The organism is Nonomuraea sp. NPDC003560, from assembly GCF_042878785.1.
Taxonomy (GTDB): domain Bacteria; phylum Actinomycetota; class Actinomycetes; order Streptosporangiales; family Streptosporangiaceae; genus Nonomuraea.
Genome location: NZ_JBIAOF010000003.1, coordinates 534,160 through 547,878, shown reverse-complemented (window position 1 = coordinate 547,878; position 13,719 = coordinate 534,160). Strand labels below are relative to the sequence as shown.

General features: G+C 73.4%; 10 protein-coding genes. 5 read left to right on the top strand and 5 right to left on the bottom strand.

Annotated features, from left to right (window positions below):
• The first annotated feature begins 71 nt into the window (after positions 1–71).
• Together ACFYUV_RS13445 and ACFYUV_RS13440 are read left to right on the top strand one after the other, a co-directional pair.
• A complete protein-coding gene (locus ACFYUV_RS13445) occupies positions 72–875 on the top strand; it encodes a class I SAM-dependent methyltransferase (protein ID WP_387668438.1) in 804 nt (267 codons plus the stop codon).
• Between the two features lie 71 nt (positions 876–946).
• The gene (locus tag ACFYUV_RS13440) at positions 947–4,108 is read left to right on the top strand and encodes a hypothetical protein (RefSeq protein ID WP_387668436.1); all 3,162 of its coding nucleotides are present in this window, start codon (positions 947–949) and stop codon (positions 4,106–4,108) included.
• A gap of 94 nt (positions 4,109–4,202) precedes the next feature.
• On the opposite strand, the gene ACFYUV_RS13435 is transcribed toward ACFYUV_RS13440, so the two are convergent.
• From ACFYUV_RS13435 to ACFYUV_RS13415, 5 genes are all read right to left on the bottom strand, one after another.
• The gene (locus tag ACFYUV_RS13435; protein ID WP_387668434.1) at positions 4,203–5,642 is read right to left on the bottom strand and encodes a cation:proton antiporter; all 1,440 of its coding nucleotides are present in this window, start codon (positions 5,640–5,642) and stop codon (positions 4,203–4,205) included.
• A 50-nt stretch (positions 5,643–5,692) separates the two neighbouring features.
• The gene (locus ACFYUV_RS13430; protein WP_387668432.1) at positions 5,693–6,901 is read right to left on the bottom strand and encodes a CynX/NimT family MFS transporter; all 1,209 of its coding nucleotides are present in this window, start codon (positions 6,899–6,901) and stop codon (positions 5,693–5,695) included.
• A gap of 71 nt (positions 6,902–6,972) precedes the next feature.
• The gene (hisG, locus tag ACFYUV_RS13425; protein WP_387668430.1) at positions 6,973–7,860 is read right to left on the bottom strand and encodes an ATP phosphoribosyltransferase; all 888 of its coding nucleotides are present in this window, start codon (positions 7,858–7,860) and stop codon (positions 6,973–6,975) included.
• Between the two features lie 43 nt (positions 7,861–7,903).
• Entirely contained in the window at positions 7,904–8,608 is a 705-nt protein-coding gene (locus ACFYUV_RS13420) for an SDR family NAD(P)-dependent oxidoreductase (protein WP_352349610.1), read from the bottom strand.
• Positions 8,595–9,314, bottom strand: coding sequence for a phosphoribosylaminoimidazolesuccinocarboxamide synthase (locus tag ACFYUV_RS13415; protein ID WP_387668426.1), 720 nt, complete (start codon positions 9,312–9,314; stop codon positions 8,595–8,597). The genes ACFYUV_RS13420 and ACFYUV_RS13415 overlap by 14 nt, the downstream gene beginning before the upstream one ends.
• A 224-nt stretch (positions 9,315–9,538) precedes the next feature.
• Here ACFYUV_RS13415 and ACFYUV_RS13410 point away from each other — a divergent pair, with 224 nt between their 5' ends.
• From ACFYUV_RS13410 to ACFYUV_RS13400, 3 genes are read left to right on the top strand one after another with little or no spacing between them, the layout of a single operon-like run.
• The gene (locus tag ACFYUV_RS13410) at positions 9,539–10,816 is read left to right on the top strand and encodes an aminotransferase class III-fold pyridoxal phosphate-dependent enzyme (RefSeq protein ID WP_387668424.1); all 1,278 of its coding nucleotides are present in this window, start codon (positions 9,539–9,541) and stop codon (positions 10,814–10,816) included.
• On the top strand, positions 10,809–11,864 hold the full coding sequence (locus tag ACFYUV_RS13405) for a Gfo/Idh/MocA family oxidoreductase (protein WP_352349616.1): 1,056 nt from the start codon (positions 10,809–10,811) through the stop codon (positions 11,862–11,864). Before ACFYUV_RS13410 ends, ACFYUV_RS13405 begins: the two co-directional genes overlap by 8 nt.
• Before the next feature lie 28 nt (positions 11,865–11,892).
• Positions 11,893–13,716 carry an ABC transporter ATP-binding protein gene (locus tag ACFYUV_RS13400; protein WP_387668421.1) on the top strand — a complete coding sequence of 608 codons (1,824 nt, stop codon included), beginning with the start codon at positions 11,893–11,895 and terminating at the stop codon, positions 13,714–13,716.
• The last annotated feature ends 3 nt before the right edge of the window (positions 13,717–13,719 follow it).

Here is a 13,719-nt window from a genome sequence, read left to right as displayed (position 1 = left end):
GGGCCGGTCTCCTTTCTCGGCGAATCCCGTTCAGGGTAGACGAGTGGGCACGTGCCCATTAGAGTGGGCGCATGCCCACTAACACCTCCGAGAACGAGCCGCACCTGCACCGGCGGATGGCCGAGTCCTTCGGCGCCGACGCCGACCGCTACGACCGCACCCGCCCCCGCTACCCCGAGGAGATGGTGACCCGGATCGCCGAGTCCAGCCCCGGCCCCGACATGCTCGACGTCGGCATCGGCACGGGCATCGCGGCCCGCCAGTTCCAGGCGGCCGGCTGCCGGGTCTCCGGCGTGGACGTGGACCCGCGCATGGCCGCCCTGGCCCGGCGCGACGGCATCGAGGTGGACGTGTCCGCCTTCGAGTCCTGGGACCCGGCCGGGCGCACGTTCGACGCGGTCGTCGCCGGCCAGACCTGGCACTGGATCGACCCGGTCGCGGGCGCGGCCAAGGCGGCCCGGGTGCTGCGGCCCGCAGGCAGGCTGGCGCTGTTCTGGAACGTCTTCCAGACGCCGGACGCCCTGGCCGAGCCCTTCGCCGAGGTCTACCGCCGGGTGCTGCCCGACCTGCCGGCGCTCGGCCAGGCCGGCCCGGCCGTGGGCATGTACACGTCGCTGCTCGACAAGATCGCCGACGGCGTCCGCGCCTCGGGCGCGTTCGGCGAGCCCGAGCGGTGGGACTACGCGTGGGAGCGCGACTACACCCGCGACGAGTGGCTGGCGCAGGTGCCCACGCACGGCCCGGTCACCGGGTTGCCGCCGGAGCGGCGCAGCGCGCTGCTGGCGGGCATCGGGGCCGCGATCGACGCGGTGGGCGGCGCCTTCACCGTCCACTACGACGTCCTGGTGCTCACCGCCGTCCGGCGGGCTGAGTAGCGGTTACTCATGCGGTCATGGGAACGCGCGCGGACGATCCTCCTCAGAGCGACACCCCAGGAGGAACCACCGTGAGCGTCACACATGGCATGAGAACCGGGCGGAAAGGGCCGGCGCGGTGGCGCGGGCGGCTCTCGTTCGCCGCGATCGGCGTGCTGGTCGCCGCCCTGATCCCGGCGCTGGCCACGCCGGCGTCGGCCGCGGTCCCCGGCTTCTCGCTGACCTTCTCCATCGACTATCTCCGCCAGATCGAGGACCCGGACAGCGGAGGCGTCGGCGACGGCGACTACTACCCGAAGGTCAGGATCGCCGACGGCCCGCTCGAAACGGGCCCGCGCATCGAGGACGACGAGTTCGAGCCCCTCGGCCTGCCCGAGGCTCCGGGCGGCTGGGTCTTCACCAAGTCCGACCTGCCCGGCGACCAGCCGACCGTGAACATCACCGTCGCCCTCTGGGACTATGACGGCGGCCTCAACACCAACGACGACCGCATGGACATCAGCCCCCAGAACGACGACCTCGACCTCGACCTCGTCTACGACGTGCGCTCGGGCACCCTGTCGGGCGACGGCGTGCAGTTCGGCACGCCGTGCGTCGACTCCCAGGGGCGGCAGAAGGGCCAGACGTGCGCCGAGGGCGACGGCGACCACGGCTTCCCCAGGGACAACGACGGCAGGAAGACCAGGATCGGCTTCACCGTCTCCACCGTGATGCCCGACACCGACCACGACGGCATCCCCGACCTCGTCGAGCTGTCCGGGATCCGTGACCGGAACGGCGGGGTCATCGCCGACCTCCCGGCGCTCGGCGCGGACCCGTGCCGCAAGACGATCGTGCTGCAGGCCGACTACATGGCCGACACCAGGCACTCCCACCGGCCCAAGCCGGACGCGATCACCCTGGTCCGGAACGCCTTCGACGCCGCGCCGGTCAAGGCCGAGAACCCGTGCCCGTACCCTGGGACGCACCGGGACGGCGTCGACTTCGTCTACCTCCAGGGCACGCAACTGCCCGAGCAGGCCGCCATGGGCCTGGCCGACGACAGCGACTTCCGCGACGCGCGCACCGCCGACTTCCCCGCCGAGCTGGCCCGGTACGCCCATTACGCGATCTTCGCCCACGACCTCGTCGTCACCACCGCGACCGGGAGCTCGACGTCGCCGGGCACGTCGGGGCAGTGCTGCGAGCCCACCAGGGACAACAACAAGGACTTCATCGTCACCTTCGGCTCGTGGCGGACGATGTGCGTGGCCGACTTCGGCGTGGACTACGGCGGCGACGGCCGGCTCCAGACCACCGCGGCGGGCGACGACGTGGTGATCGGCACCCAGATCCACGTGGGCCCGGACCGCACGTGCGACACCACCAGCGCGGACCCGACCGACCGGCAGGTGCTCACCGTCGGGACCGGCCGGGACGACGCCGAGGTCGGCACCGTCCAGGACCAGGCCGGGACCATCATGCACGAGCTCGGGCACGCCCTGGGCCTGCGGCACGGCGGCGACGTCAACGACCAGTGGAAGCCCAACTACCTCAGCGTCATGAACTACTTCTTCCAGTCGGGCATCCCCACGGGCCCGCCGCCGCTGCTGGTCAACCAGCTCAGGGACTGGAAGATCGGCGCGATCCGGGTCGGCTACTCCAGCGGCCGCCTGCCCCCGCTCGCCGAGGGCACGCTGGACGAGTCCGCCGGCATCGGCGACGGCACCGACCACACCTTCTGGTGGACCGACAACCTCGCCAACCCCACCAGCACGTTCCGGCCGCTGCGCTCGGCCGCCGGCAACGCGCCGATCAACTGGAACGACAACACCGCCCCCGGCACCGGCGCCCCGCTCATCGACACGGGGACGGTGAACGTGGACGTCAACGCCAGCGGCGGCAGCACGACCCTGCGCGACCACGACGACTGGGCCGCCGTCAAGTACCGGGCCGCGCTCTCGCCCGACGCCAAGGGCTGGGCCTGCAGCAGCTTCCCCGTCTCCGCGCCCACCTGCAGCGGCTCGGGCGGCGAGCCGGAGAAGGAGCTCGACTTCACCGCCGCCGTACGGCAGGAGATGTCGTTCTTCAACCTCTACGACCCCGACATCGTCACCGCCAAGAGCGTCGACAAGCGGGACGCCGAACCCGGCGACACCCTCACCTACCAGGTGAAGCTGGACAACGTCGGCACCGGCCCGGCGGCCTCCGTCGGCGTGACCGACACCCCGCCCACCGGGCCGGCCCAGGCCCGCCAGGTCCCCTACCTGGGCGCCGGACGGTCCACGACCGAGACGTTCACCTACACGGTGCCGTGCGACACGGCCGACGCGGCCGTCCTGACCAACACGGCAACCGCCACCGCGACGGACACCGCCGGCGGCCCCGAGGCCGACACGGGCGACAACACCGCCAAGGCCGCCACCACCGTGCACGCGCCGCGGCTCACCCTGACCAAGACCGCCCCGGCCACGGTGAACGCCGGCGAGGCGATGACCGTCGGGCTGCGGGCGGCCAACGTCGGCAGCGGCAGGGCCACCGGCGTCGTCCTCACCGACACGCTGCCCAAGGAGGTCTACTACAGCAGCGCGCTCGACCGCGGCACCGGCCCCCGGCCCGGCGGGGTCACCCGCAACCCGGACGGCACCACCACCCTGACCTGGACGCTCGGCCCCCTCGACCCCGGCGCGGACGTGTCCGTGGGGTTCACGGCCCGGCCCGGCCTGCTGTTCACGAAGGGCGCCGAGCTGCCCGACACGGCGGCCGCCGCGTACCGGAACGCCAACGGTTGCGTCTACGAGCCTGCCACGGCGTCCGCCACGACGACCGTCACCGAGGTCGCCCCGACCCGCGACCCGCGCTCGCACGGCTACTGGAAGACGCACCAGGAGGCGCGCACCGCCGAGTTCCTGGCCCGCGTCCAGGCCACCGACCAGCGCTTCGACAGCCAGGCGGACGGCGAGCTGGCCGACGCCGAGGCCGTCGCCGCGCTGTCGGCCGGCGGCCCGCAACCGGGGCCCGTCCGGTTCCAGCTGCTGGCCACGCTGCTCGACCTGGCGGCCCGGCAGGTCAACGCGAGCACCCGGCTCGACTCGCCGCTCGTCCGGCGGCTCGGGGTGCGCACGGTCGGCGAGGCGGTCAGGTACGCCTTCGCCACCCTCGCCCTGCCGCCCGGCGGCGCGGCGGCCGGGCGCTACTCCGACACCACCTCGATGCTCGACGAGCTCGTGAACAACCGGAGCGAGGTCTACTGACCCCGCCATGAGGGCCCCGCCATGAGGGCCCCGCCATGAGGACGCCGCCATGAGGGCCCCGCCACGACGCCGCCATGAGGACGCCGCGGCCGGCTCAGGCCGGTTGCGGCGTCCGCGGCTCGGCCCTGGCCGGGGCGTAGAGGCCGAGGCGGCGCAGGGCCGGCGCGGTCATCATGGTGGTGATCAGGGCCATCAGCACGAGCACCGTGAACGTGCCGGGCGCGATCAGTCCCATGCCGAGCCCGGTGCTGAGCACGACGATCTCGGTGACGCCGCGGGCGTTCATGAGCACGCCGAGGCCGAGCGCGAGGCGCCCCGGCATGCCGCCCGCCCAGGCGATCACCCCGGCCGCGCCCAGCTTGCCGAGGACGGCGGCCACCAGCAGCACCGCCCCGCCCAGCAGCACCACCGGATGGCCGAACGCCAGATGCACGTCGGTGCGCAGCCCGATCGAGGCGAAGAACACCGGCAGCAACATCGCGCGGTTGAGCGAGCCCAGGCGTTCGGGCACCGCGCCGAGCACGGGGGCGTCGCGGGGGAAGGCCACCCCGGCCAGCAGGGCGCCGAAGATGGCGTGCACGCCGATGGCGTCGGTCGCCGCCGCCAGGGCGAAGATCAGGCCCAGGACCAGCGCGAGCGCGGCCGGGGCGGGCAGCCGGCGGGCGGCGTGCCGGGCCGCCAGGGCGGCGAGCGCGGGGCGTACGACGAGGGTCACGGCCAGGACCAGGGCGGCGGCCAGCCCCAGCGAGGTCAGCACGCCCGCCGGGGAGCCGGCGTGCGCGAGGGCGATCACCGCGGCCAGCGCGCACCAGGCGAGCACGTCGGCCAGCCCGGCGCACAGGATCGCCAGCGAGCCAAGCCGGGTGACGGTCAGCCCGGCCTCCTGGAGGATCCTGGCCAGCACGGGGAACGCGGTGACGCTCAACGCCGTCCCGGCGAACAGGACGAACGCCGTGCCCGACGCCGACGGCCCGGCGAGCGCGCCGGCGAACGGGACCGCCGCGACCGCTCCCAGGGCGAACGGCACGGCCGTCATCGCCAGCGCGGCGACCCCCACGACCACGCGCTGGCGGCCGAGGGCGGCCGGGTCGAACTCCCGCCCCACCGTGAACATGAAGACCGCCAGCCCGGCCTGGGCCAGCAGTTCGAGCTGCGGCGCGACCCAGCCGGGCAGGATCAGCGCGGACACCCCCGGCGCCAGCGAGCCCAGCGCGGACGGTCCGAGCAGCAGCCCGGCCACCATCTGCCCCACCACGGACGGCTGGCCCGCCCGGCGCGCCAGGACGCCGCCCAGCGAGGCCAGCCCGCCGATGACCGCCACGGCGAGGAACAGCCGCAGGATCGACTGGGCGGGCGGCACCCCGGCGGGCGCGGCCGGCGCCGCCGGATGCCCCGGCTGCTGCGCGCCGGGCCCGAACACCAGCACCATCGACACGCCCGCCACGGCGATCAGCAGCAGCGCGACCGCCAGTCCCCGGGCCGGGGCGGGCAGCAGGGCCTGTTCGGTGTCGTCGAGCGGGTCGTGTCCGCGCATGGTCGCACCTTCCTGCGTGTCCCGCGATGGGCTCCCGGCCCTTCGCCGGGTCAGTCGGCGGCTGGGAGCGGCCGGGCCGCCCGCCGGCCGATCAGCAGCAGGGCGCCGACGGCGGCGACGATGCCGACGGCGATGACGGGGATCAGGGCCCGATAGCCGAGCTCGCTCGCCACCAGGCCGAACAGCGGGGGACCCAGCAGGGAGCCGAGGCTGCCGGCCTGGGCGATGACGCCGTTGCCGACGTCGGCGTGGTCGAGGCGCTCCAGGATGAGGGGGAGCGCGGCGAAGACCAGGGCGCCGAGGAAGCCGTTCTCCATGGAGATGACGCCCGCGCCGGTGAGCGCGCCCCCGGCGGAGCCGCCGGCGTACAGGATCCAGGCGGCCGGCACGACGAGGAAGCCGGACAGGGCCAGCACGCCGACCCGTACGCCCCTGCGCAGCAGGACGCCCACCGCCAGCCCGCCGGCCACGCCGAGCAGCGAGATCACCGAGGTGAGCGCGCCCGCGGCGGCGGCCGAGCGGCCGTACTGCTCGATGAGCAGCGTGGGCAGCAGCACGATCACCGGGATGGTCACCAGCGCGGTCAGGCAGAAGGCCGCGGCCAGCACGCCCGGCCAGGTCAGCGCACGCGCCCGGGGCACCGGGCCGGCCGCCTGCGCCCCGCCGCCGCGCGGCAGCCGCGCCCACGTCACCGCGGCGACCAGCAGCGTCAGCCCGGCGATCAGGCCGGTCCAGCCGCGCCACCCCAGCGCGTCGCCGGCCGCGCCGCCGGCCAGCGTGCTGGCCCCCAGCCCGACCGGGACGAACGTCGCCCAGACCGACAGGGCGGTGCCCCGGTCGCGCTCGTGGGCCAGGCGCAGGATCAGCGCCGGGCAGGAGATGGTGACCAGGACGTAGCCGACGCCCTCGACGCCGCGGGCGACGAGCAGCCAGGCGAAGTCGTTCGCCGCCATGCTCGCCGCGCCCGCCGCCGCGATCAGGACCAGCCCGGTGACCAGCGACCGCCCGGTGCCGAAGCGGCGGACGAGATAGCCCGCCGGCAGGCCGACCGCGGCCCCGACGCCGACCACCGCCGAGATCACCCAGCCCAGCTCCGACAGCGACAGCCCGAGCTGGGCCGCCATCGCGGGCCCGACCGAGGAGAACTTGCCGAGGCTCATCGCGCCGACGACCCCGCCGACGTAGACGAGCAGGATCGTCAGCCAGGGGGAGCGCCGCGGGGACGCCTCCGTGATCTTCGCCGCCGACCGGGGGTCCATGAGTCTCCTTCGCACTGCGCTCCGCGGGCCAGGGTTCCCACGTCCGATCTTCGCCATGCCGGCGGCGCCGATCAACCCGCTTCCCCCGTGGCGAAGATGCCGATGCCCGACTCGGTGACGTTGACGGCCCCGGCCGACAGCAGCGCGTCGATCGTCTCGGGCACCTCCCGCCTGGGCAGGACGCCCTGGAGCACGACCATGGTCCCGTCCGCGAGGTCGGCGCCCGCGCGCCACGACCGGTCCGGCATCGCGGGCACCACCTCGGCCAGCCGGTCGGCGGGGGCGCGCACGGTCAGCAGCACGTGGGCCGGGCCCACCCAGGCGGCGCGCAGCAGCAGGGCGAGGTTCCTGATCACGCCGCGCCTGGCCGGGTCGGCGTAGGCGGCCGGGTTGGCGACGAGCTGCGCGCCGCAGGTCCGCACGGTCTCGATGACGCGCAGGTCGTTCTGGCGCAGCGAGTGGCCGGTCTCCACGACGTCCATCATGGCGTCGGCCAGCTCGGGGATCTTGGCCTCGGTCGCGCCGTAGGAGACGACCACCTCGGCCCGGCGTCCCGCCTCGCGGAAGAAGCGGCGGCCGATGTTCGGGTACTCGGTGGCCACCCTGACCCCGTCGTCGAGGTCGGCGGCGCTGCGGGCGGGGTGGCCGGACGGCACCGCGAGCACCAGCCGCCACGGCCGCTCGGTGTTCCTGGAGTAGTCGAACGACTCCACCACCTCGACCTCGGCCCCGGTCTCCTCCACCCAGTCGGCGCCGGTCAGCCCGAGGTCGAAGGTGCCGTCGCCGACGACCAGGGGGATCTCGCGCGGCTTGTAGAAGGCCACGTGCGACACGCCGGAGTGGTCCACCGTGCCGCGGTAGGAGCGGTCCGAGCGCCGCCGTACGGGCAGCCCCGCGGTCGCGAACAGCTCCAGGGCCCGCCGCTCCAGCGAGCCCTTCGGCAGGGCGAGCGAGATCATGATTCCTCCTGACAGGAGCGGCGGGGACGGCGGGGCGGCGGGGTCACACGTGCAGCAGCCGGTCGATGCCGACGACGGGCGGCTCGGGCAGGGAGGACGGCCGCACTTCGATCTCGCCCACCACGAGGTCGTCCGGCCAGGAGTCGACGATGGTGGCCACGCAGCGGGCCACCGACCGGGTGCTCATCTTGTGCGGCGAGCCGTCGCCGTCGAGGTTGGCGATGGCGCCCGGCGAGACCAGGCAGGCGCGCACCCCGTTGCGCCGCTCCTCCAGCAGCAGCGTCTCGACCAGCGCTTTCAGCCCGGCCTTGGTGGCGCTGTAGGCGGCCCCGCCCTCGAAGTACCGCGTCCCGGCGTGGCTGCCCATGGCGACGAACATCCCGCCGGCGGCCCGCAACGCCGGCAGGACGGCTTTGAGCAGGTGGAAGCAGGCGCTCAGGTTGATCGCGACCAGCCGCTCCCAGTCCTCGGCGCGCAGGTCGGCGATCGGGTCGAGCACCCGGTCCACCGCATTGGACACGCAGACGTCGAGCCGGCCGGCCGCGCCGAGCACCTGGGCGGTCGCCTCCGCGATCTGCGCCGGGTCCGCCAGGTCGCACCTGTGCTCGCCGAGCCAGTCCTCGCCCGCGAGCGAGCGGTTCAGGGAGAAGACGCGGTAGCCGCGCTCGCGCAGCTCCTCGGCGATGGCCCGCCCGCTGCCCCGGTTGCTGCCGGTGACCAGCGCGGCCGGGGTCTCATGTGATGACATCGAGGACGCGGCTCCACTGGTTCACGATCTCCTCGCCCGCCACGCCGTCCCGGAACAGGTCCTTGTCCAGCGGGGAGCCGTCCTGGTGGCGCAGGCGCATGCAGTCCTGGGAGATCTCGGAGATGACGGTCAGCCCGCCGTCGGCCGTCTTGCCGAAGATGAGGCAGAAGTCCCACACCTCCAGCGGGCGCAGCCAGGACCGCAGCACGTCGTTGACGGCGAGGGACAGCTCGCGCATCTCCTCCACCGGCAGGCCGAGCGCGCGCAGGTAGTCCTCGCCGATCGGCTGGTCCTCGGGGTCGGTCCGGTAGTCGAACTTCACGACCGGGCGCGGCAGCGGGGCGCCGTCCTCGAACAGGCCGGGGTACTTGCGGGTGGTCGATCCCGTGGCCCGGTTCTTCACGATCACCTCGAACGGCGGCGCCGGGCAGTAGTCGGCCACGTACGAGTCGGCCGAGACGCGTTCCCGGAACGCGCACGGGACGCCGGCGTCGGCCAGCCGGGCCGCCGCCCTTTCGTAGAAATCGAGCCGGAGCGGCCCGGTGCGCTCGACGATTTCATCGCGGTGGTACGTGAAACTGCGCAGGCTGGGGATTATCTGCACCAGGCACCGCCCCTCGGGCAGCAGCCACAGACGCTTACTGCGCCCGACGATATCCGGCTCGCCCCGGCCGACCGGAGTTGCCGGATCTGATCCGTTATCCACGCCGCCTCCATCCGCCGACAATGGCCCACACAACTTGATATTGCGGGCACCTCGCTGTCAAGGCGGCGTGACCCTGGAAAAAGGAGCACTTGACGTGGCTCTCGCGGTCTTGATATGTCGCCCGCCCTTGCCTGGAGCACTGGAAGAAAGAGTACTTGACGGGTCCCGGCGACCGGACGGTACTGTCTTCAGAAATTGAAATTCCGAGCCTAATTAGAATCCCAATGGGGGGAGGATCGTTGTCGGAATATGAGCGCATAGCTCACTCGAAGATCACGCGTAAGTTCAGGTCCGCGGGGCAGCAGCTCTTGTTCTCGCGGGGGCGGCGGGGCGAGGTGTCCGACGCGAACGGCGTACCGTACATCGATTTCGTCATGGGTTATGGCCCAGTGATAATCGGTCACGCGGACGCCCAGTTCAACGAAATTCTCTGTGGTTATCTCGGCAACGGAGTCATGCTGCCGGGCTACACCACGTTCCACCAGGAATACCTCGACCGGCTGCTCGGCGAGCGGCCCGGCGACCGCGGCGCGTTCTTCAAGACCGCCTCCGAGGCGGTCACCGCCGCCTTCCGGCTGGCCGCGATGCGCACCGGCCGGCTCGGCATCATCCGCAGCGGCTACGTCGGCTGGCACGACTCCCAGATCGCCGACTCGCTCAAGTGGCACGAGCCGCTGCACTCCCCGCTGCGGGAGAAGCTGCGCTACACCGACGGCATGCGCGGCGTCGGCGAGTCCGAGCCGGTGGCCAACTGGGTGGACCTGCGCCTGGAATCCCTCGCCGAGCTGCTGGAACGGCACCGCGGCCGGCTGGGCTGCTTCGTCTTCGACGCCTACCTGGCCTCCTTCACCACGGCCGACGTGCTGCGCCAGGCCGTCGAAATGTGCCGCGAGGCCGGCCTGCTCACCGTCTTCGACGAGACCAAGACCGGCGGCCGGATCTCGCCCCTCGGCTACGACCACGACAACGCCCTCGGCTCCGACCTGATCGTGATCGGCAAGGCGCTGGCCAACGGCGCCCCGCTGAGCATCCTGGCCGGTGACGCCGACCTGCTCGCGCTGGCCGAGAAGGCCCGGCTGAGCGGCACGTTCTCCAAGGAGATGATCGCCGTCTACGCGGCGCTGGCCACCCGCGACATCCTGGAGAAGCCCGTCGGCGACTCGCCGGACGGCTGGGCCGAGCTCGGCCGGATCGGCACGCAGGTGGCCGCCGCCTTCACCGCGGCCGCCGCGGACGCCGGGGTCGAGGCCCTGGTGGGCGCCCGTCCGGTGCTCGGCGGCGGCATGTTCGAGCTCGTCTACCACGACGTGGGGCTGCTGGGTGACAAGGAGCGGCGCGAGTCGCTGCTGGCCGAGCTGGCCGGGGTCGGCATCCTGCTGCTCGAAGGGCACCCGTCCTTCGTGTGCCTGGCCCACCGCGACATCGACTGGGGTGACCTGCGCGACCGGGTGCGGCAGGCGTTCCAGGCGTGGAGCGCGCCCGCGGAGGCCGGCCGTGGCTGACCTCCTGCGCCTCGCCCTGGTCGGCTGCGGCCGCCAGATGCAGCAGAACCTGTTCCCGTTCCTGCAACGCATCCGCGGCCACCAGGTCGTGGCCTGCGTCGACCCCGACCTGTCGCTGGCCGCCGACGTGCAGTCGCTGGCCGGCGGCGCGACCTGCGTCTCCTCGGTGGACGAGCTCGACCTGGAGATGGTGGACGCCGCCGTGCTGGCGGTCCCGCCGGAGCCGTCGTACCTGCTGGTCCGGCAGCTCGCCGAGCGCGGGGTGGACTGCTTCGTCGAGAAGCCGGCCGGGCCGTCCACGCCCGCGCTCCAGGACCTGGAGCACGTGGTGCGGCGCAGCGGGCGGCACGTCCAGGTGGGCTTCAACTTCCGCTACGCCGAGACCCTGCAGCGGCTGCACGAGCTGAGCGAGGAGATCCGGGCCACGCCGTGCTCGGTGACCATCGACTTCTACAGCCGCCACCCGTCCGCGCCGCAGTGGGGGGTGGACACCACCCTGGAGGCGTGGATCCGGCACAACGGGGTGCACGCCCTCGACCTGGCCCGCTGGTTCGTGCCGTCGCCGGTCGTCCAGGTGGACGCGCACGCCATCGCCAGCGACGCCGACCGGTTCCAGATCAACCTGTTCCTGCGCCACCACGACGGCTCACTGTCCACGCTGCGCATGGGCAACCACGTCAAGCGGTTCATGGTGGGCGTCACCGTCCAGGGCATGGACGGCAGCCGGTACAGCGCGCCGTCGCTGGAACGGGTGACGCTCGAACTGTCCGACGGCGTGCCGTACGGCCAGGAGCTGCACGCCACCCGCAACCTGGACCACGGGTGGGGGCGCAGCGGCTTCGGGCCGGAGCTCCAGGCGTTCGTGGACGCCTGCGCGCAGCGGTCGGCCGAGCCCCAGACGGGCGGCCGTCCTCCGGTCAAGGGCGTGCCGTCGGTCTCCGACGCGCTGGCCGCCTCCGCCCTGTGCGACCGGGTGATGGCCGAGCTCAACACCGCCGCGACGAACGGCCTCGGCCTGCTGACCGGGTCCGTGCGGGCCTCGGCCTAGGCCGGGCCGCCGACGAGGAGGGGGAGGAATGACCGAGCGGGCGCGACCGGCCGCGGGCGGGCGGCCGGTCGCGTCGCGGGATCCGGCCGGGTCGCCTGATCCGGCCGCCACGCGGGATCAGGCCGCCGCACGGGATCGGGCCGGGTCGCGGGGGGTGGGCCGGTGGATCGCCGGTCACCTGCGCCGGCACCGGCCGTCGCTGCTGCTGTTCACCGTGGCCGCCGCGGCGGCGAGCCTGTGCTCCACGCTCGTCCCCGTGCAGATCGGCGCGGCGTTCGCCGAGGCCACCGGCCCGCGCCACGACCTCGGCGCGGTCGGGGTGGCGGCGCTGGCGGCCGCGCTGCTGGCGGCCGGCCGGTTCGTCGCCGACCTGCTGTCGAACGGCTCGATGGAGGTCGTCGCCCAGCGCGTCAAGCGGGACGTGCGCGACGAGCTGTACCGCAGCCTGCTCACCAAGCGCATGGCCTTCCACGACCAGCAGCGCATCGGCGACATCCTGGCCCGCGCCATCAACGACGCCAGGCTCGTCGACTACATGCTCAGCCCCGGGGCCGCCACCGCCGCCAACGGCGTGCTGGCCCTGCTGGTGCCGATCCTGTTCATCGCCTCGCTGGACCCGCGGCTGCTGCTGGCCCCCGGCGTGCTGGTCCTGGTCTTCGCCTACGCGCTGCGCTACCACCTGCGCCGGCTCTACCCGCTGGTCATGCGCACCCGCGAGACCTTCGCCGACCTCAACGAACGCTTCTCCACCACGCTGTCGGGCATCGCCACCGTCAAGGCCGCCACGCAGGAGGACTTCGAGCGGCACGCCCTGAGATCGGCCGCCGCCGCCTACCGGGACGCCTTCGTCCGGCGCGGCCGGGCGCAGGCGGTCTACCTGCCCGCGCTGAGCTTCGCCCTGGCCATGGTGACCGGCTCCCTGCACTCGCTCTACCTCTACTCGCAGGGCGAGCTGGCGCTGTCCCAGGTGGTGACCTACCTCGGCTGGCTGCTGCTGTTCGCGCAGCCCGTCACCATGTCCGAGCAGGCCGTGCCGGTCATCCAGGAGGGCTTCGCGGCCGCCGCGCGCATGCGGCAGATCATCGACGGCGCCCCCGGCGAGCGCGAGGACACCCGCGGCGGCACGGCCGCCGTCGAGGGCACGATCACCTTCGACCGGGTGTCGCTGCGCCACGAGGGCCGCGACATCCTGCGCGAGGTCTCCTTCCACCTGCCCGCCGGCCGCACCCTCGCCGTCGTCGGCCCCACCGGCAGCGGCAAGAGCATGCTGATCAAACTGGTCAACCGCATGTACGACGCCACCGAGGGCCGGGTGCTGATCGACGGACGTGACGTGCGCGAGTGGGAGCCGGGCGCGCTGCGCCGCCAGATCGGCCACGTGGACCAGGAGATCTTCCTGTTCTCCAAGAGCGTGCTGGACAACATCGCCTTCGGCGCCCCGCACGCCGCCGGGTACGAGGACGTCCTGCGCGTCGCCAAGCAGGCGTGCGCGGACGAGTTCGTCCAGGGGATGGCCGACGGTTACGCCACCGTGCTCAACGAGGGCGGCACGACGCTGTCCGGCGGGCAGCGGCAGCGGCTGGCCATCGCCAGGGCCCTGCTGACCGAGCCGCGCATCCTCACCCTCGACGACGCGACCAGCGCCGTGGACGCCCGTACCGAATCGGCGATCACCGAGGCGATCGAGCGCGCGACGGCGGGCCGCACGACGGTGCTGGTCTCGCACCGCCCCGGCCAGATCCGCCGCGCCGACCTCATCCTGCTGCTGGACGGCGGCCGGGTCGTCGACCAGGGCTCGCACGACGAACTGATGGCGCGCTGCGCGCTCTACCGGGAGATCTACAGTGGCTGACGC